Genomic DNA, 19911 nt, shown 5'->3' with positions numbered 1-19911 from the left:
CATATATTGTGGATAACTCTGTGGTTACATTCTGTAAGATGATGTTATTTATCAGGAATACTTTATTGGCTGATTTTTGTTCTAGTCGTATTATTTGACAATTGCGAGTGCAAAACCATCATGTCCTTTACTGCCAACGGTCTGTAAAGCAGTACAAGATAAGATACGTGGATGATTTTCCAGCGCTTTAAACATGTCACGAATGCCTTCAATACTTGGTTTTTTATTATCCGGATTGATGATATCACCGGCACGAATCACATTGTCCAGGAAGATAATGGTACCGGAGTGAGAAAAGTTTAAGCTCAGCTCCAGATATTCAGGATAGCTTTGCTTATCGGCATCAATAAAAATAAAGTCAAAGGCTTCAGTATCTTGAGGCAGGGCACGAAGCACATCTGCAGCACGGCCACATTTCAGCTCAACTTTCTGTTTTAACTGTGCACGATCAATATTTTCCTGTCCCATCGCAGCATGTGTATCACGGCCTTCGATTGTCAGGATATAACCGTCTTCAGGGAGGGCACGAGCCAGCCACATGGTGCTATATGCAGCAAAGGTTCCTAGTTCCAGTACGCGCTTGCACTTATTCATCTGGATCAGCATTTGCAGCAGCATGCCCTGATTCGGCGCAACAGCCAGATGATCTGGAAAACCATGTGCAGCAGTATTTTCAAGAGTCTGATTCAGGATAGGATCTTCAGGAATTAAATGTGAATCAATGTAGCGGTCAATATCTGTCCACATTTGTTGCATAGTACTCGCACCTTTGTTGTGATGCGTGCATTTTAAACTTTTCCGGGCACAGCGCAATTTATTGTTCTATATTCGCTGATTTTTTAGGCTATACAAAGCCAAAAGCTGGCTTTGTATAGAAAATGAAATGACTTAGTAATTACACATTGATGAGCGACGACTTAAATCCGGACCCCAAGTGCGATAACCTTGGGTATCAATATGGATTTGGCCAGAGGCATATAAACCGAGCCCCATATTCAGGCTTTGTCCATGCTGTAACCAAAACTGGCACAGTTTGAACTTGGTATTTTCAATTGCTGCATAATCCTGAGCCTGTGGGTACTCAGGTCCGATCCGAAAATCAATTGCCGAGTTAAACAGGTGACGTGAAGAATTGGCTCCACCGGCACACTGATTTAAAGGCAGGTCACGATAAACCGAAGTGACTTCAAAATCAGTCAGTACATTGGCAGCAACCAGATATTTGAAGACACGTAAAGTAGGCACCTGATTTGACCAGAGCTCACGGCTTGGAATCATATATTGCGATCGACCACATTTAGCCCAATCCCGTGCAGTACGCATCAGCTCAAAACTTGGAATAATATTTCCGACCCCTTGCTGGGCCAAAAAGTTTTCATATTCACGTACAAGAGACAGGTTATTCAGTGCCGATACCCAGTGAGTATAGACATAAGGAACCGGTTTAGGCTGTGGTTTATGGTTGTACTGGACTCGTTCTTCTGGGATGTAAATCCTTTTATCTGGAGTTACCTTACCAGACTGTTTTGTGGTGGTAGCACATCCTACAAAGACAAGCGGGATTATACAAACACTCAATAACCCCTTTATTAAATGCTTCATTGATAGCAATTCAGATATTTTAAAATAGCGCTATTTTAGTCCACTTTTACGGAGAAAATCAGGATAAATTGCAATGAAATGTGTGGATGGGGTATAAAAAAGACCAGTCTGTGCTGGTCTTTTTTTAAGATTTGAAAAATTATTTTTCAAGATATTGTAATTTATCAGTTTTACCATTCCACTCTTCACGGTCAGCAGGTTGCTCACCAATTTGTGTGATGTTCGGCCATTTTTGAGACAGTTCAGCATTTAGCTCGATAAAGACTTCTTGGCCTTCCGGTAATTCATCTTCAGAGAAAATTGCATTCGCAGGACATTCAGGCTCACATAACGCGCAGTCGATACACTCGTCCGGGTTAATCACAAGGAAGTTAGGACCTTCATAGAAACAGTCTACTGGGCAAACTTCAACACAGTCTTGATATTTACATTTAATACAATTTTCAGTGACAACGAAGGTCATGGCGACAGCTACCTAAAAAATATGGTTCTAATGACGAATACCGTATTTTAGGCAAAAATAGAGGGAACAAACAATTCCTTTTATTGATATTTGTTATATATAGGGCTGTTAAATTTGAAAAAACTGCGATGATTTGATAAAAGGCTTAGGGAATGAGAATCATCATCAGCTAAGCCCTATGCGGGATAGGGCTTAGAAGAGATTTTAACTTGGCTGTTTCATGAGATCTTTGAGCGCATATAACTGCTGTAATGCTTCACGTGGGCTCAGATTGTCGACATCAATGTCTTCTAATAATTCAAGCGCTGCTGAAGGCTTTTCAATCTCGATGACTTTTTCGATGATTTCAGGCATGGCAAACAGGTCATGCTGTGGACTTTGTGGTTTGGCCTGATGCTGCTTTTCCAGAATTTTTAGGCGATGCTGAGCTTCTTTAATTACAGCCGCAGGAATACCTGCCAGTTTAGCGACCTGTAAACCATGACTCTGGCTAGCTGGGCCATGTTGGACTTTATGCAGCAGAATAAGGTTGCCATTTAGTTCTTTGGCTGTGACATGATAGTTATCAATTCCTGCTTCTTTGTCCAGTTCGGTTAGCTCAAAATAATGCGTTGCGAACAGACATAGACATTGAATCCGTTTAGTCAGATCCAGCACACAAGCCCAAGCCAGGGACAGCCCGTCATAAGTACTGGTTCCACGACCCACTTCATCCATCAGAACCAGAGATTGACTGGTAGCATGATGCAGAATTTGCGAAGTTTCCGTCATTTCCACCATAAAGGTTGATTTGCCAGTCGACAAATCATCTGCAGAGCCAATCCGGGTAAAGATTCGGTCAATTGGACCCAGTGTTGTCGATTGCGCTGGCACATAACTACCGCAATAAGCCAGTAGGGCAATCAGGGCAGTCTGGCGCATAAAGGTGGATTTACCACCCATATTTGGACCGGTGATAATAGCCATACGGTGCTGATAATCCAGCTGGGTATCATTTGGAGTAAAGGCTGCCTTGCTTAAGGCTTCAACCACAGGATGACGGCCGGCAACGATTTTCACACCAATTTCAGGGCTGAATTTTGGTCGTGCCCAATTGCGTAAACGTGCCTGATGGGCAAAGTTTGCCAACAGATCGATCTGGGCAATCGCACTGCTCATCATCTGTAGATTGCCAATATCCTGACGCAGTTCATCCAGCAACATTTCGAATAGCATTTTCTCGCGAGCAAGTGCACGAGATTCGCTAGACAATACTTTATCTTCAAAAGCTTTTAGTTCAGGCGTGATATAACGCTCAGCATTTTTCAGCGTTTGGCGACGGATATAATGTTCAGGTGCCTGTTCAGCTTGTGCACGAGTCAGTTCGATATAATAACCACTGACACGGTTATAGCCGATTTTCAGGGTAGGAATGCCGCTTTGCTCACGTTCCTTAATCTCCAGATCAATCAGGAACTGTCCGGCATGATCACGGATTTTACGCAGCTCATCCAGCTCGCTATCGAAACCTTCTGCAATGACATTGCCATCACGTAGCAGTACCGGCGGATTTTCAACAATAGCTGACATCAGGCGCTGATGCAGGCCATGAAAATCGCCCAGTTCTTCATTCAGCTGTTGCAATAATTTCGAATTCTGCTGACTTAACAGCGGTTGTAACGCATGGCGTAAAAATGGAATCTGTGCACAAGCTTGACGTAATTGAACCAGATCGCGTGGACGCGCACTGCCGAGAGCAATACGGCTGAGTACACGTTCAATATCACTGATTTCTTTTAAGACAAGACGGACTGGCGATTCATGGAAACCTTCAAGCAATGCCTGTGTCGCATCCAGTCGCTCATCCAGAATCGCGGTATCACGAAGCGGTTGCATCAGGGTGCGGCTAAGCAGACGGCCACCCATAGCGGTCTGACAGTCATTGATCAGCTGAAACAATGAAGTGCCATGTTCAAATAAAGGCTCAATCAATTCGAGGTTGCGACGGGTGACTGGATCCAGTGCAATAAAGTCTGAACTTTGTTCCAGTTGAATGGTTCGGATATGCGGTAAAGCCGTTTTCTGGGTTTCTTTGGCATAGTGAATCAATGCGGCTGCAGCAGCTTTGGCCAAGGGCAGATGATCAATTCCGAAACCTGAAAGTGTGCTTACTGCAAACTGGTCGCATAAGGTCTTCTGAGCATTGTTCTGGTTGAAATCAACATTCGGACGTTTACTGATTGGAACATCTAGCTGTTGTTTTAAGTATTCTACCAGTGCTTGATCTTGCAGATTTTCATCCACCACAATTTCGCTTGGCATCAGGCGTGCCAACTCAATGGCTAACTGACTTAAGTCATAATCGATTTGCTGGACTTTAAATAAACCCGCACTCAGGTCGAGAAGTGCAATTCCGATTTGTTGGTGTTGAACACACAGAGCAACCAGGTTGGAGGTTTGATGCGCACCTAATAAGGCATCATCAGTTAAAGTCCCGGGAGTGATAATTCGGACGACCCCACGTTCAACTGGACCTTTACCAGTCACTTCACCGATCTGCTCGCAGATCACCACCGTTTCGCCTTTTTTTACCAGACGAGCCAGATATCCTTCAGCAGCATGGAAAGGTACACCGGCCATCGGAATTGGCTGACCATTGGCTTTACCGCGATGGGTCAGGGTAATGCCTAAAATTTTGGCGGCCTTATGGGCATCTTCAAAGAACAGTTCATAGAAATCACCCATGCGATAAAACATCAATGAGTGTGGATGCTGCATTTTGACCGACATGTACTGCTGCATCATGGGCGTTAAGCTAGAGAGATCAGCCACAAGTTCTGAACTGGTCATTAAGAAAAAATCCTTTAAATATATAAAGCAAAACCGAAATCTTTTTCCGAAACACTATCCTCGGAAAACCTGGAAAATAGCCTAAGCTAAAATCCTGTAAAGACTGGTTTGAATGTCAAAAATAATTGCCTCAAGTCTAACAAATTTAATTTTTAGAAAGAAACATAAATCCGCAGGAATCTGTATTTGTACGGACTTAGTCGATATAAAGCATAAAAGGGTATTGATACATGGGTTGCCCATAAAAAAAGCCACCGATAGGCAGCTTTTTTATATCGCTTATCAAAATTTAATCAGGATCATACAATCCCAAGTCGACCAGATGTAATCTGAGAAGGCGGCGGAGTTCCAGTACAGCCTCAGGCGTTTCCTGAACAGAATGTCCACCTTTGATAATTTTATTGGAAGCCGCACCTTCAAGATATGCACTCTGATAAGCGACGACATCATCAGTCATAATATTTTCATCATCGCTATCTGTATTGTTGCCAATAATCGAGTGAAATTTGAAACCTGGTGCCGGATTAATATCTTTAGTCAGTGCCGTGAATTTTGATTTCTTACTAAGATCACTCGGCCCATTCTGAATCAGATCACGACCAACTTCATGCAGAAAATCACTTAAGCCAATTTCACCTTGGACAGTGTCAGCAAATGCACCCAAAAAGGCACTTGGCACACGAATAATTTTACGTGCCAGTTTGGTATGCCAGCGATCTGCATAATCGGTACCTTTGTGCGGTGCTGCCAGGAAAATAGCACGACTGAAATTCGGAACCGGCTGCATTTTTAAACGCGCTTTAAAGAGTGGATTGTCCCGGAACTTGGTCAGCTTTGAATTTTTTACAATATTAAAAGCGGGTTCAGTAATATCTGCATCACTCACCAATAGACGGGCAATAACACCACCCATACTGTGTCCGACGAGGACAGCTTCTTTTTTGGCTGGTGCATTATTGCTAATACGCGCGAAACCTTGTTGAAGCAGCGCATTAATCTGGAACCGGCTTTCCAGTATAGGCATGTTGGTTGAGTAGAAGACCTGCCACACTTGGAAATTTTCTCTTAAGACCGGATCACCCATAATATCATTCGTTAAACGAATCCAGGCTTCTGGGCTACTGGCCAAACCATGAATCAGCACCAAAACCTTTTTATTTGGATTATAAGGTTCCAGCATAAACAGATGCGGCATGACCAGATTATCGTCACGATTGATCAGTGTCAGATAAGCTGCGCGTCCCAGATTGTTTTCTGCCAGCCATAGCCCATAAGGCGCTGAAAAGTTTGCCGCTAAAGCATATTCCTTATTGGCAACTTTAATCTTGTCATATTTATACGGGTCATAAAGTTTTAAATGGAAGTTGCTGTTATTTAGAATCTGTTCTACAGAGTTCGCTGATTCTGGAATGGCAGTAATTGTGGTTGCCAGATAACGTGCTGAATGAATAAAAGGATTTACGCCACTTTGATATTGGTGATTTAGTGGATCAACCAGATATTTTTTATCTTTTTTGGAAATTTCTTCTTCTGGCAAGACCACCAGAAACTCAGAGCCGAAACCGTCACGACGGGTAATCGAGCGCAGACCAGAGAAGTTCATGTTATAGGTCGACATTAACTGTTCAATTGGCTGATTCTTGAGCTGGGGGAAATTGTCCAGATTAATGGTATAGACGCTGTTGCCAACCTGCAGACGTTGACCGGCTTCTTTAGTTTTATAACGTTCCGCGTAGATCTGGATTAAATGAGCAATTGCCAGGTTATAAAAGTCACGAATCTGAACTTGTCGGTTGTCGAAGATCCGGTCCTGTGGTGCACGTTCAGTCTGAAACAGATAGGCATAACTGTAGCGGATACTTTTATCCAGCATTTGTAACTGCTGTTCCTGACATTTTTGCAGGTTCTGGGTTTGCAGTTGCTGTTTTTCTTCAGATCGGGTCTTAGCCAGAGCACTGGTTTTACATTCAGCCGATTTACCAAGCTGGAGTGATTTAGCTAGATATAATTCACTCGATGTTGAAAGTAATTGCTCATCCAGAATCTGTGGAATTTCTTGTAGCTCTTTCACACATTCTTCTGGATTATTTTCACAGACTTGTGCTTCACGTCCGGTCATGGACAGGACATTCAGACTGGCTTCACTCAACTTATCGCGTGTAAGAATGCTATCGCGTTCATTATTGATGGTGACATTAATAGCCTGCTCTTTAACACTCACCACCTGACAGCCACTCAGTACAGCTGTCATGAGTACAGTGCAAAGTAATGCTATCTTATTTATTTTCTCGTGCATAAAGACTTTGAACACTCATTTAAAATTATAAAGCTTGATAATGCTTTGTATTTTACTAATTTTTTCCCATAAAAATAGACCGCCGGAGCGGTCTATTTGTAATATTATGAATCTGAAATATAGCTTATTGTGCTGGTGTAGGCGCAGGGGTTGTTGGTGCAGGAGCGGCTGTTTGCATGACTTGCCATACGTTCCAGCGACCCTGTTTTTCAATTTCCTGAATCAGACGATCAGCGACTTCAGCTTCTTGCGGATATTTAATTTTGTAATTATTCAGAACCTGAACAGCGTTCTTTTTATTCTCCATGGCAATGTAGTTATTTGCCGCAGATAAATAAGCTTCTTGAACACCTGCCTGCATTGCCTTGTCCAGATACTGAATTGCTTCGCGGTGACCACCACCTTCAGACAGACCAAAACCGAACCAGAAGTTTGCTTCAGCATCATCCTGGTTAATACGAAGAATGCGCTGTGCATAGGTCATTGATTTGGTGGTATAGATAGAACCCAAATCAAGATTACGTGCCATCACGCTGGCCTTAAATGCACGCATTAAGACATCAAATGAAGCATTCGGACGTGAAGCCAAGGTATCCAGCTGTTGAGAAACTTCGCGAAGTTTTGCTTCAAAACCACGGCGTTCCTGACGGTCGCTAAAGCGGGGTGGATAATGACGCGCTTTACCTTCTACCATCTGCAAGAAATCATCGATTTCGGTAATGTCGATTTCATTTTCATTGGCAAGTGCTGCATAACGCATACTGCGTGTATTGCTATCCACCATCGGGATGATCAGCTTGTTCACATCTAGGGTTAACTGTTTAGACGGATCTTTAGGATCAGTGACCACCATTTTCGTCACTGGCTGCGCAGCGGCTTTTTGCAAATGAACTTCAAATGGAGGTGGTTCGTTATAGTTAAATGGATTTAAAGCATAAAATGGCGGAGTAAGTTCAGGTTCAACAAAAACTATCTGATCAGCTGGTTTCTGTTCTTGTTTGCTTGATGTCGGTGCCATAGAGCACGCCGTCATGGTAAAAGCTAAGCAAGCAATTGCTAAGGGCTTCAAGGTCATAATATCCGTCCATTCATGTTATTTTTTAAAACATCTATTCAAAAAATGCATGATCGTCAGTCTATGAAAAGTGCTGCGATCATGCAAGCAAATGCGTGTTACAAAAGAATTACGATTTATAGTCAGGCCTTGGACTGACTGGTTTGTGCTTCGCACTCACGGCGCGCATCTTCTAGAATTTTAAGTTCTTCCTTGCTAAATGGCTGTTCATTTAACTGGTTTTTCTTAAAAGTTGGGTCAAGCAGAGACAGGCGGTTGCACAGTGTATTCATGCGTTTTTCATTTTGTTGAATACGGTCAAGTAGAACACGCATGCCTTCCAGAATTGGGTCGGTCTGATCCTGTGTAGTTGCATAAGGCTGGAAGCCAATGCTTTCTGCATAATCACGACGACGTGCTTCAGCATCCTCTTTTGGCTGGTCTTTGGTAATAAATCGGGCAGGATTGCCGACCGCTGTGGTATTCGGCGGAACTGCTTTGGTAACCACAGCATTGGAACCAACCTTGGCATTTTTACCTACCGTGAATGGCCCCAGGATTTTAGCACCTGCACCAACAACAACACCATCTTCCAGAGTCGGGTGACGCTTGCCTTTATTCCAGGTGGTACCACCCAAAGTCACACCATGATACAAGGTGACATCATCGCCAATTTCCGCAGTTTCACCAATCACAACGCCCATGCCATGATCAATGAAAAAACGTTTACCAATCTTGGCACCTGGGTGAATTTCGATACCTGTTGCAAAACGGCTAAAAGAGGACAAAACACGCGCTGTACCTTTACAGTCTTTTTTCCATAGCTCATGTGCCATCCGATGCATAATCAGTGCATGGATGCCAGGGTAGGTGGTTAAGACTTCTAAGGTATTGCGTGCTGCAGGATCGCGCGCAAAGACAGCTTGGATATCTTCTTTGAGCTGTTTTAGCATTAGTTTTGATCCTCATCCTGTTGTGATGTATGGGAAGATTTTTTCCAGGTGCCGTTATTCAGTGCCTGAACACGAGTGAAAATACCACGAAGTAAGTGATATTCCATACGATCTAATTGTATACGTCCGAAAAGGCGACGCAAGCGTAAAGGAAGTAATCGTGGGTTTTTTGGATCCATAAATTCAATTTCTGCCAGCATTTTTTCCAGATGCGGGTAGAACTGTTCCATCTGTTCATGGGTCACCAGTGGTTCATCCCATTCCATTTCAATGCCATCAATGACTTGCATGGTGGCTTTTGGATCACGTGGGTGTTCAACCTGATCCAGTGCTGCCATACGCAGTTCATAGCAGATCACCTGAATGGCTTGAGCAACATTCAAAACACCATAATCCGTATTCACAGGAATGGTTAAGTGATAATTCGCCATTGCCAGTTCTTCATTGGTCAGACCGCGGTCTTCACGGCCAAACAGAATCGCAATTTCCTGTTTTTCTTGCACCACAGCAGAAAGTGCTTTTTCTGCCGCTGGACGGACATCTAGTAAAGGCCATGGAATGGTGCGGCTACGCGCACTGGTCCCAAAGACGATCTGGCAATCCTTAATGGCTTCTTCTAGCGTTTCTACGATTTCAATCTGCTCGATCAGATCGGTTGCACCTGCAGCTAGGGCATCAATGTCCGGATGTGGGTAGGTTTTAGGCGCAACCAGAACCAGCTTGCACAGGCCCATGGTTTTCATGGCACGTAAGGCACTACCAATATTGGCAGGCAGGGTAGTATTAACCATGACAATACGCACATGAGAGAGATGTGCTGAAACAGCAGCATTGTCAATTTGACTCATGATGATTCCAGTTTGGATATATTAAAATGGGAGATTTATGAATACTGCGGCTGAGATTCAGCTTCATATTGTGCCAGAGCATCGTCCATACTCATGTCAGCAGGTGGGGGCGGAACCTCGACCGGCTTGGCTTGTTCATAAGATACGGCACGTGCAGCTTTAGACTTCACCTGATACTCGATATAGAGCGCAGTCTTGCCAAAATAATCACGCAGCTTGGCGAGAAGATCATCCAGCGGCGCAACTTTCCAGCTTAAACCCAGATGCAGTTCGGCCGTGGCATAGCCATAATCCAGATATAGAATCACGGGAATATGCGTGCTCATGTCCACATTGGTATATGGCACTAGAATCTGCTGCAAGTCACGGCTGAGGGTTTTGCTGTAATGTTCAGCTTGCAAGGTAATCTTGATGCTGTTAGCACGTTTCTGACGGATTTCATTCAGGCTAAAGGCCTTAGTTAAACGACCGAGTGGACGGTCAAAACCTTCACGTTCGTAGATTTCACCTTCAATCACTACCACTTTATCGACCTGAACGATGTCTTTAAAGCGCTGGAAGCGTTCATGGTTGGTGGAAATTTCGATACGTGCCGTACCATCATCTAATGTCACCATCATCCGGTTCGGGAAGTTAGCGACATCGACTACCAGACCGGCAAACACAGTCGTTACACCACGACGGGTTGGGGTTAATTCATTGATCTGACAAGGTACAAAAGCTTTTAGTTCATTACGATATACATCAATTGGGTGACCAGTCAGGTATAGACCTAAGGTATCTTTTTCACCTTTCAGACGAACTTCATCTGACCAAGGTTTCACCGGTTTGGCAGGTTTACGTTGGACTTCTTCAACTTCCCCGAACAGATCCATGATCCCGGTTTCACGGTTCTGACGCGCCTGATCCGCAGCTTGTACCGCTTCAGGCAATTGTGCCATTAGGTCAGCACGTTCAATGCCTAGACAATCTAGTGCACCCGCACGGATCAAGGCTTCGAGCGTACGTTTATTGATTTTTTTCAGGTCGATACGGTGACAGAAGTCAAACAGGTCTTTATAAGGACCTTCTTTCTGACGTGATTCAATCACGGACTGCATTGCCGCTTCACCCACGCCTTTAATCGCACCTAAACCATACACAATAGTTTTTGGATCACTGGCATGGAACTGGTAAATCGACATATTCACCGATGGTGGTAATACTTCCAGTCCGTTATGACGGCAATCATCAATCAGGAACACCACGTTATCAGTGTTCTGCATTTCCGAGGTCATCACCGCTGACATGAATTCAGCAGGATAATGCGCTTTCAACCAAGCTGTTTGATAGGCGACAAGTGCATAGGCTGCAGCATGCGATTTGTTAAAGCCATAGCCTGCGAATTTTTCCATATAGTCGAAGATATGGTTCGCCGTTGCTTCATCGATATCTTTTTTCGCAGCACCTTCAATGAAGATCTTACGCTGCTTGACCATTTCTTCAGGTTTTTTCTTACCCATCGCACGACGAAGTAAGTCCGCACCACCCAAGCTATAGCCGGCACAGAACTGTGCCGACTGCATTACCTGTTCTTGGTATACCATGATCCCGTAAGTCGGCTCTAATACCTTTTCCAGTAATGGATGCAGGTATTCAAACTCGCCACCATGCATACGATGGATAAAGTCAGGAATCAGATCCATTGGACCCGGACGATATAACGATACGAAGGCGATAATTTCTTCGAACTTGCTAGGACGTGCTTCCTTCAACATCTTTTTCATGCCGACGGATTCAAACTGGAATACCGCAGTGGTATTCGCCGTCGCGAAGATGTTATAGGCTGGCTTATCATCCAGCGGAATATAGGAAATATTCACCGGTTCGGTCACGTCTGGGCGTGCATTGATGTGCTTGATGGCATCTTCAATAACGGTCAGGTTACGTAGACCTAAGAAGTCGAATTTCACTAGACCGGCAGCTTCGACATCATCCTTATCAAATTGAGCAACACGTGCTGTACCATCCGCATCACACATCACGGCTGAATAGTCGGTCAGTTTGGTTGGTGCAATCACTACACCACCGGCATGTTTACCGGTATTACGGGTAATGCCTTCAAGCTTGAGTGCCATTTCCCAGATTTCTGAGGCATCGTCATAATCGGGATTCGATGGATTGGTGACGATATCTTTCAGTTGAGGTTCAGCTTCCAATGATTCTTCAAGGCTTAAACCCAGAGGCTTGGTTGGAATCAGTTTGGAAATACGATCAGCCAGACCATAAGATTTACCCAAGACACGGGCTACATCTCGAATCGCACCTTTCGCTGCCATGGTACCGAAAGTCGCAATTTGCGATACCGCATCACGACCATAAGTCCGTGCCACATAGTCAATTACGCGGTCACGACCAGCGATACAGAAATCGACGTCAAAGTCGGGCATCGACACACGTTCCGGGTTCAAGAAACGTTCGAACAGCAGGTCATAGCGCAGAGGATCAAGATCGGTAATTTTCAAACTATAGGCTACGAGGGAACCCGCACCTGAACCACGGCCCGGACCTACCGGTACGCCATTTCCTTTGGACCATTGAATGAAGTCCATGACGATCAAGAAGTACCCTGGGAAGCCCATATCCAGAATAATCTTGATCTCAAAGGCCAGACGTTCATCATAAGGCTGACGGATTATAGGCCAGTCTTCTTCACGTTTTTCTGGTGGATACAGGAAGTTCAGGCGTTCTTCTAAACCTTCTTCACATAAATGTGCGAAGTAGGTGTCAATAGTATGGCCTTCAGGAATTGGATAATCTGGTAGATCGTTGAAACCTAAACGTAGGGTGACATTACAACGTTTTGCGATATGGAAGGTGTTTTCAATCGCGGTTGGAATATCGCTAAACAGTTCCGCCATTTCTGTTGAGCTTTTAAAATATTGCTCAGGGCTATAGGTTTTAGGACGGCGATTATCACCAAGCACATAACCATCTGCGATACAGACACGCGCTTCATGTGCTTCAAAGTCTTCGCGTGCAATAAAATGCACATCATTATGTGCAACTACACCAATATTATATTTCTTTGCGAGCTTTACCGCTTCTTCAATGAAAGTATCTTCATTAGCACGGCCAGTGCGGGTGAGGGCGAGATAAACACGATTTCCAAATTTCTCTACCCATTCTTGCAGTAGCGGTTCAGCTTTATCGGGATTTGAAGTAATCAGCATTTTGCCGACATCGGACTGCATACCGAGCAATACGATCATGTCATCGTGCTGATTCAAGATCCAATCTTTTTGTACGCAAGGAATATCCAGTTGCTGGCCGCTGATATAACCTTCAGACACCAGTTCGGTCAGGTTGCGCCAGCCTTTGTTGGTCATGGAAAGCAGGGTAACCCGATGCTCAGCATCATTCAGACGAATTTCAGAGCCAAGAATCGGTTTGATGCCTTTATCCAAACATTTTTTATAGAATTTAACAGCAGCATGTAGATTGGATAAGTCAGTCAGCGCGAGTGCTGGCATCTCGTCATTCGCAGCAGCTTTGACCAAGTCAGGTATACGTACGATGGATTCAGTAATCGAAAATTCTGTATGAATACCAAGATGAACAAAGTGCATAAATGAGTCCCTGCAAAAACCACTCGATAGTTTAGCACGGGATTTATTGTTTCAGTTTGAAATTGAGGGGAAATGCTGAACTTTTAGATTGTGAATTAGAATTGACTTAAAGTCATGTTTATCATTTTATCGGAATAGAACTACGTATCCAAATTGAATTTGTATTAGGCGACATGGATGTCGCCGTTGGCTTGTGATACAGGGACGTATCATCAAGCTAACAGAAGATTTTTGTTACCTTGCATAGCAGTGCTATTCATCTTTCAAAAGTAAAAGAAGAATTTCAAGTGTCAGTAAGTTTATTCATAAAGTTATTTGAAAATTAGAATTTCATTATTTTTACTTCAATTTAAATTTTGAGTAGTTATGCCTTACTTTTGACGGGCCAAAAGTAACAAAACCCCTTTGTTGATCTGTGGCACTTCCATGTGCCACAGATCAACGGCAGCATCCATGCTGCTACGTCATGTATCAAATGTGCGCTTCGATGTTTAAGATGCAGATATTTTATCAGTAGAAAATAAAACCCTCAGAAAGAGGGCTTTATTTCCTTAGGAATTTAGCTTAACGAAGTCGCGATAACCAGTCCCCGACACTTTGTACAATCTGAACTAGAATCAGTAAAACGATCACAGTCATGATCACCACAGATGTATCAAAACGCTGATAACCATAAGAGATCGCTAAGTCACCAATACCACCGGCACCAACTGCTCCAGCCATTGCGGTTGCACCAATCAAACTGATAGTTGCTGTGGTTAGATTTAGAATCAGTGAACTACGCGCTTCCGGCAGAATAAACTTAAAAATAATCTGCATTGGCGTTGCACCCATCGCTTGTGCAGATTCGATAATGCCTTCATTCACTTCCAGCAGAGAAGTTTCTACCAGACGGCCGATATAAGGACCGACATAAATAGTTAGAGGTACAATCGCTGCCCAAGTACCAATTGATGTTCCGACCAAAAATTTAGTAAGTGGAATCACTGCAATCAGCAGAATAATAAATGGTAGGGAACGCAGTGCATTCACAATCGGGTTTAGAACGTGGTAAATCACACGGTTTGGCAGAATCCCGTTTGGACGAGTGACAAGTAAAATGATCGCCTGAATAAATCCCCAGATACAGCCAAACAGCATCGCGAAGAATACCATGTGGAAAGTTTCTTGTAGTGCTGTAACAAACTGATCCATCGACAGGGAACTTTTCCAGAATGGCGCAGTGATCGTGGTAAGCCACTGTACAATTAAGTCTCTCATTCTTGTACTCCCGCCTGATCTACTTGTACGCCGTTATCTCTCAGATATTGCATTGCTGCTGTAATTTGTGCTGGATCGCCTAAGAGCTGAATAAACATCTGGCCAATCACCGACCCATTAATTTCTGTCATATTGGCAAAAAGGATATTCAAGCTGATATCAAATTGTTTGATCACGCCCTGAATCACGGTTTCCTGCGCTGAGCTGCCCAGGAATTTTAAACAATAAATACTGTGATGATTCTGATTTTCCAGATTCGCCAGAATATTCACTGGTAAATTTTGCTGTAATACAGTCTGGATGAAATTCTTGGTGGTTGGATGCTGCGGCTGACTAAAGATCTGTAAGGTAGAACCTGTTTCAATCACATCGCCTTTTTCCATAACAGCAACATAATCACACACGGTTTCAATCACATCCATTTCATGGGTGACCATAACAATGGTAATGCCTTGTTCCTGATTAATCCGTTTGAGTAGTTGCAGTACAGATTTAGTAGTTTGCGGATCTAGAGCAGAAGTTGCTTCATCACATAACAAAATTTTTGGGTGATTTGCCAATGCACGAGCAATACCAACACGTTGCTTTTGACCACCGGACAGTTCATCCGGGAAAGCATGACGCTTATGTTTCAGATCAATAAAATCCAGCAGTTCTTCGAGACGTTTTTCCCGTTCAGCTTTGCTCCAGCCCAGCAATTTCATCGGCATTTCAATATTGGCAACCACCGTTTTGGTCTGCATCAGATTGAAGTGCTGGAAAATCATACCGATCTGGGTACGTTCCTGACGCAATGATTTGGCATCCAAAGCAGTAAAGTCCGTGCCATTGATAATCACCTGACCAGAAGTAGGGCGTTCAAGCAGATTAATCAGGCGGATCAGGGTACTTTTACCGGCACCACTATAACCAATAATGCCAAAGATACTGCCGGTCGGAATCTGTAAATTAATCCGATTCAAGGCACGTAAGGTTTGACCCTTGAGCTCATACTGTTTGGAGATGTCTTTAAATTCAATCATAGTGTCAAATACTGCATCACGAATAAAAAAACAGGCAAGAAATCTTGCCTGTTCTGAATATTGATTATTGTATTACTTTTCTTCGGTTAAATAAGTCACTGGTTTATTGACAGCAACTTTAGTACCACCGAAGTGTTCATCAACATAGGCTTTCACAGCTGGAGTATGATACAACTGGCCAACTTTTTGAAGTACAGGATCATTTTGACGGTCAGCAGCGACAGCTAAAACGTTAACATTCATTTTAGTACTTTGATCAATCGCTTCGTAATAGATCGCATCTTTCAATACGTTCAGACCACCTTCCATTGCCAAAGTATTACCTAGAACAATCGCATCAACTTCATCTTTCACACGAACTGCAGTCGCCATTTGAATTGGCTTGATAACAATCTGTTTCGCATTTTCAGTAATGTCAGCAGGCGTGCCTTTTACCAGGTCAAAGTTTGGTTTAAGTTTTACCAGACCAGCAGATTGTAATAATAACAATGCGCGTGATTCATTCGCGCCGTCGTTTGGAATTGCAATCGTCGCACCTGTTTTAAATTCTTCTACTTTTTTTACTTTGCTTGAGTAGATCCCCATTGGCTCAAGATAAGTCGTAGAAAGTGGAGCGATCTTTTGAGTATTGGCGTCGTTATAAGCAACCATATAGGCATAAGACTGGAAGGCGTTGACATCAATTTCTTTGTTGGCAACAGCAGTATTCATCGCCACATAGTCAGTAAAGTTTTTCACATCAAGCTTGATGCCGGCTTGTTTAGTTTCAGGCAAAGTTGAAATGTAGCGCCATACGTCAGCATCTGAACCAGTCGATGCCATAGTAACAGTTTGCAGTTCACCTGAGTCTTTGTTTTGTGCTGCATCCGTTGCAGGCGCTTCTTGTTTTCCGCATGCAGTTAAAGTCAGTACAGATGCACTGAGTAAAACGCCAAGTAGCTTTTTCATAAAGATGTCCTAATTTTCGTGTTGCCTAAAGTATATGCATTTTAAGGTCATGTTAAAGTGGAGTTTTATTACACTTTCAGCTGACCTTAGATCGAGTCGCATGTGGCTCCGGCAGGGAAAATGCAAATGTACTGCAACAGTTCACGTTAATTCGATCGGGTCAGAGTTCACCAAACCGCCATATCGATTTTCTATTTGGAGAAAGTAAATAGAGATTTTTAAAAGATATAATCGTATTTGGTGCTCTGAATGGGCGCAATCATAGCAATTATTGTTTATTCGATATAGTGGATAAAAAGTATTTACTTATCTTTTTAGTAGAATATAAATTAGATGAAAATTATTAAAATATTAATGAATACAATATATTATTTTTATTGAAGATAAATCAGAATTACATATCGCTTAAAGATTGATCTTTATAAGATTTTATCCAATAGAAATCATAAAAATGAATAAACATAATCAATCTATCAGCTCATTAAGCTACTGAAAGATCTTTTTTAATGAATGCTTGGGGAGGGGGTGAGCCATGTCTTATTTACTTGATTAATTACGTTGATTGATCTCATATAAGACATGCCAACATAAAGGGTGATCTTCTGGCAACTTTGGATGCTGAAACTCTTGGGTCTTTACCATACCTATCTTTTTCATCACAGCTTCAGATGGTGTATTGACTGTGGCAGTGAAAGATACAACTTTATTCAAATCTAAAGTATTGAATGCGTAATCCAATACTGTGCGAGCACCTTCAGTAGCATAACCTTGATGCCAGTATTTCTGAGCAAGCCGCCAGCCAATCTCAATACAGGGTGAAAACTCAAACAGATCAGGCTGTGGTTGCAGGCCAATAAATCCAATAAATTCTTTAGTCTCTTTTAGCTCAACTGCCCATAAACCCCAACCATGCTGATCAATCTGCCGAGTCACTTTTTGAATAAACTGTAGACTTTGTTCAGGTGTCAATGGGGTAGGAAAATAACGCATGACCTCATTATCTGCACACATTTGGATAAATGGGGCAGTATCGGAATCTTGCCATTGGCGAAGGATTAGGCGAGGGGTTTTTATAATTGCAATCATGTTTATCTTGAAATTTGTAAATTTGAAGTAATAATTGTATGAGATCAAATTAAGAGTAGAAAAATGGATCTATTAGAAAAAACATTAGAAAATATAAAGGATTTAGCACAAGAAAAAAATTTATATGCTTATATTTCTGGCAAGAAAAGTAAAATATTTTTAGAAAATTCTAGTCATCGTTATTGTATCGATGATGGAAGACTTCTGAAATTATCACGTATGAATGATAAAAAGTGTGTGCTGTTGGAGATTGAATTAAATAATGGCTTAAAATTATATAAGCATAGAACTGAAGTTTTAACTAGAAAATATAAAGGACGTTCTGTTAGTCTGGAATAGATTAAGGGATTTATAAATGCAAACAAAGATACATCAATTTTATTAGATACAAAAAATCCTAACCAATTAGAAGAAAAAGATTTAAGAGATATTTACAAACAAACATTTAATACTGTAGATACAATTTTTTGTAAACAATGTGGTGGTGATGGGGGCTGAATGGTAGATGTCCAAGATGCTCTGGCAATGGATTAGAGCCTATTGTTTAAAATGAGAGCATTTAAAAACCCCGCACTCAGCGGGGTTTTTACTTAATTTTTTACGAGAAAGAATTAAGCATTTTCACGAGCAATTGCACGGTAACCAATATCCTTACGATATTGAACGCCGTCGAACGTTACTTTTTCACAAAGTTCTAGAGCTTTGGCTTGCGCTTCACCAATGGTATTACCCAAAGCAGTGACACAAAGAACACGACCGCCAGCAGTGACGATGTCACCATTTTCATTAGCTTTGGTGCCTGCATGGAAAACTTTCGCATCAGTCATTTCAGTGTCTAGACCAGAAATCACATCACCATTGCTAGACGTTTCTGGATAGCCTTTAGATGCTAATACGATACCGACAGTCTTACGCTCATCCCATTCAGCTTCTGCAGGTAAATTACCTTCAAGACCTGCTTGAACCAAATCAACTAAAGATGATTTTAAACGCATCATAATTGGTTGAGTTTCAGGATCACCAAAACGACAGTTAAACTCGATTACTTTCGGTTGACCTTTATCGTCAATCATCAGACCAGCGTATAAGAAACCTGTGTATACGTGACCGTCTTTTTTCATACCTTCAACAGTCGGACGCATCACTTCATTCATAGCTTTTTCAAACACGTCAGCAGTGACAACTGGCGCAGGAGAGTAAGCGCCCATACCACCAGTATTTGGACCCTGATCACCTTCAAAAATACGTTTATGATCTTGAGAAGTTGCCATTGGCAGGATGTTGTCACCATCGATCATGCAAATGAAAGATGCTTCTTCACCAGCAAGGAATTCTTCAATCACCACACGAGAGCCGGCATCACCAAATTTGTTGCCTGCCAGCATGTCATCAATGGCATCGAATGCTTCCTGATTGGTCATGGCAACAATTACACCTTTACCCGCAGCAAGACCATCAGCCTTGATCACAATTGGCGCGCCATTTTTCTCAACAAATGCTTTTGCTGCATCTACTTCAGTAAATACATCGTAAAAAGCAGTTGGAATGTTATGGCGTTTTAAGAAGTGCTTCGCGAATGCTTTAGAGCCTTCCAGCTGAGCAGCAAATTGAGTAGGGCCCCAAACTTTCACGCCTGCTTCGCGGCAAGCATCAACTACACCATTTACTAATGGTGCTTCAGGACCAACAATAATCATTTCAACTGCATTGTTTTTTGCAAAATCAATGATGGCAGGGTTATTGAGAATGTCCAAAGCGACATTTTCACATTTATTTTCAGTTGCGGTGCCTGCATTGCCCGGTGCAACAAATACTTTTGCCACTTGATCGTCTTGTGCGATTTTCCATGCAAGCGCATGTTCACGGCCGCCACTACCTAAAACTAAAATGTTCATCTTTAGAAAATTCCCTCGAAAATGAAATTCCACAAACCCAATGAGGT

At 42.6% G+C, this 19911-nt stretch carries 15 protein-coding genes; 1 reads left to right on the top strand and 14 read right to left on the bottom strand.

Annotation, left to right across the window (positions count from 1 at the left end; genetic code table 11):
- Positions 1 to 90: 90 nt before the first annotated feature.
- The 13 genes from FTV25_RS09815 to FTV25_RS09755 form a co-directional block, all read right to left on the bottom strand.
- On the bottom strand, positions 91 to 756 hold the full coding sequence (locus FTV25_RS09815) for an O-methyltransferase (protein ID WP_166135213.1): 666 nt from the start codon (positions 754 to 756) through the stop codon (positions 91 to 93).
- Positions 757 to 888: 132 nt separating this feature from the next.
- Positions 889 to 1602 carry a D-Ala-D-Ala carboxypeptidase family metallohydrolase gene (locus FTV25_RS09810; RefSeq protein WP_004786214.1) on the bottom strand — a complete coding sequence of 238 codons (714 nt, stop codon included), beginning with the start codon at positions 1600 to 1602 and terminating at the stop codon, positions 889 to 891.
- A gap of 139 nt (positions 1603 to 1741) precedes the next feature.
- Positions 1742 to 2065 carry a ferredoxin FdxA gene (gene fdxA, locus FTV25_RS09805; protein WP_004786212.1) on the bottom strand — a complete coding sequence of 108 codons (324 nt, stop codon included), beginning with the start codon at positions 2063 to 2065 and terminating at the stop codon, positions 1742 to 1744.
- Between the two features lie 204 nt (positions 2066 to 2269).
- Positions 2270 to 4894, bottom strand: a complete 2625-nt coding sequence (gene mutS / locus FTV25_RS09800) for a DNA mismatch repair protein MutS (RefSeq protein ID WP_180003153.1) — start codon at positions 4892 to 4894, stop codon at positions 2270 to 2272.
- A 289-nt stretch (positions 4895 to 5183) separates the two neighbouring features.
- Positions 5184 to 7190 carry a triacylglycerol lipase gene (locus FTV25_RS09795; RefSeq protein ID WP_180003151.1) on the bottom strand — a complete coding sequence of 669 codons (2007 nt, stop codon included), beginning with the start codon at positions 7188 to 7190 and terminating at the stop codon, positions 5184 to 5186.
- A 124-nt stretch (positions 7191 to 7314) separates the two neighbouring features.
- Positions 7315 to 8265: an ABUW_2363 family tetratricopeptide repeat lipoprotein gene (locus FTV25_RS09790; protein ID WP_180003149.1), complete on the bottom strand. Its 951-nt coding sequence runs from the start codon at positions 8263 to 8265 to the stop codon at positions 7315 to 7317.
- Between the two features lie 122 nt (positions 8266 to 8387).
- Positions 8388 to 9197, bottom strand: a complete 810-nt coding sequence (gene cysE, locus FTV25_RS09785) for a serine O-acetyltransferase (RefSeq protein ID WP_159122783.1) — start codon at positions 9195 to 9197, stop codon at positions 8388 to 8390.
- Positions 9197 to 10045 (bottom strand): RNA methyltransferase, encoded by an 849-nt coding sequence (locus FTV25_RS09780; protein WP_034703830.1) that lies wholly within the window; start codon positions 10043 to 10045, stop codon positions 9197 to 9199. The genes cysE and FTV25_RS09780 overlap by 1 nt, the downstream gene beginning before the upstream one ends.
- A gap of 35 nt (positions 10046 to 10080) precedes the next feature.
- On the bottom strand, positions 10081 to 13653 hold the full coding sequence (gene dnaE / locus FTV25_RS09775) for a DNA polymerase III subunit alpha (RefSeq protein ID WP_180003147.1): 3573 nt from the start codon (positions 13651 to 13653) through the stop codon (positions 10081 to 10083).
- 564 nt (positions 13654 to 14217) lie between these two features.
- Positions 14218 to 14913 carry a methionine ABC transporter permease gene (locus tag FTV25_RS09770; RefSeq protein ID WP_180003144.1) on the bottom strand — a complete coding sequence of 232 codons (696 nt, stop codon included), beginning with the start codon at positions 14911 to 14913 and terminating at the stop codon, positions 14218 to 14220.
- Complete coding sequence (locus FTV25_RS09765) at positions 14910 to 15935, bottom strand: methionine ABC transporter ATP-binding protein (RefSeq protein ID WP_180003142.1); 1026 nt, start codon at positions 15933 to 15935, stop codon at positions 14910 to 14912. The genes FTV25_RS09770 and FTV25_RS09765 overlap by 4 nt, the downstream gene beginning before the upstream one ends.
- A 72-nt stretch (positions 15936 to 16007) precedes the next feature.
- Positions 16008 to 16883: a MetQ/NlpA family ABC transporter substrate-binding protein gene (locus FTV25_RS09760; RefSeq protein WP_004786195.1), complete on the bottom strand. Its 876-nt coding sequence runs from the start codon at positions 16881 to 16883 to the stop codon at positions 16008 to 16010.
- A 549-nt stretch (positions 16884 to 17432) separates the two neighbouring features.
- Positions 17433 to 17960 carry a GNAT family N-acetyltransferase gene (locus FTV25_RS09755; RefSeq protein WP_180003179.1) on the bottom strand — a complete coding sequence of 176 codons (528 nt, stop codon included), beginning with the start codon at positions 17958 to 17960 and terminating at the stop codon, positions 17433 to 17435.
- 72 nt (positions 17961 to 18032) lie between these two features.
- Between FTV25_RS09755 and FTV25_RS09750 the strand changes: the two genes are divergently transcribed.
- Positions 18033 to 18308: a hypothetical protein gene (locus FTV25_RS09750; RefSeq protein ID WP_180003133.1), complete on the top strand. Its 276-nt coding sequence runs from the start codon at positions 18033 to 18035 to the stop codon at positions 18306 to 18308.
- A gap of 272 nt (positions 18309 to 18580) precedes the next feature.
- Here the strand turns inward: FTV25_RS09750 and purD are convergent, their stop codons facing one another.
- Positions 18581 to 19864: a phosphoribosylamine--glycine ligase gene (purD, locus tag FTV25_RS09745; RefSeq protein ID WP_180003131.1), complete on the bottom strand. Its 1284-nt coding sequence runs from the start codon at positions 19862 to 19864 to the stop codon at positions 18581 to 18583.
- Positions 19865 to 19911 lie beyond the last annotated feature (47 nt).

Origin of the sequence: Acinetobacter sp. YH12249, assembly GCF_013417475.1 — a bacterium.
Classification (GTDB): Bacteria; Pseudomonadota; Gammaproteobacteria; order Pseudomonadales; family Moraxellaceae; genus Acinetobacter.
This window is presented reverse-complemented; position numbering and strand designations above follow the sequence as displayed.

Bases quoted from the DNA above. Each gene is read 5' to 3' on its own strand.
- FTV25_RS09810 (WP_004786214.1), bottom strand. From the start codon at position 1,602: ATGAAGCATTTAATAAAGGGGTTATTGAGTGTTTGTATAATCCCGCTT.
- FTV25_RS09790 (WP_180003149.1), bottom strand. From the start codon at position 8,265: ATGACCTTGAAGCCCTTAGCAATTGCTTGCTTAGCTTTTACCATGACG.
- fdxA (WP_004786212.1), bottom strand. From the start codon at position 2,065: ATGACCTTCGTTGTCACTGAAAATTGTATTAAATGTAAATATCAAGAC.
- FTV25_RS09780 (WP_034703830.1), bottom strand. From the start codon at position 10,045: ATGAGTCAAATTGACAATGCTGCTGTTTCAGCACATCTCTCTCATGTG.
- mutS (WP_180003153.1), bottom strand. From the start codon at position 4,894: ATGACCAGTTCAGAACTTGTGGCTGATCTCTCTAGCTTAACGCCCATG.
- FTV25_RS09760 (WP_004786195.1), bottom strand. From the start codon at position 16,883: ATGAAAAAGCTACTTGGCGTTTTACTCAGTGCATCTGTACTGACTTTA.
- FTV25_RS09795 (WP_180003151.1), bottom strand. From the start codon at position 7,190: ATGCACGAGAAAATAAATAAGATAGCATTACTTTGCACTGTACTCATG.
- FTV25_RS09770 (WP_180003144.1), bottom strand. From the start codon at position 14,913: ATGAGAGACTTAATTGTACAGTGGCTTACCACGATCACTGCGCCATTC.
- dnaE (WP_180003147.1), bottom strand. From the start codon at position 13,653: ATGCACTTTGTTCATCTTGGTATTCATACAGAATTTTCGATTACTGAA.
- FTV25_RS09765 (WP_180003142.1), bottom strand. From the start codon at position 15,935: ATGATTGAATTTAAAGACATCTCCAAACAGTATGAGCTCAAGGGTCAA.
- cysE (WP_159122783.1), bottom strand. From the start codon at position 9,197: ATGCTAAAACAGCTCAAAGAAGATATCCAAGCTGTCTTTGCGCGCGAT.
- FTV25_RS09750 (WP_180003133.1), top strand. From the start codon at position 18,033: ATGGATCTATTAGAAAAAACATTAGAAAATATAAAGGATTTAGCACAA.
- purD (WP_180003131.1), bottom strand. From the start codon at position 19,864: ATGAACATTTTAGTTTTAGGTAGTGGCGGCCGTGAACATGCGCTTGCA.
- FTV25_RS09815 (WP_166135213.1), bottom strand. From the start codon at position 756: ATGCAACAAATGTGGACAGATATTGACCGCTACATTGATTCACATTTA.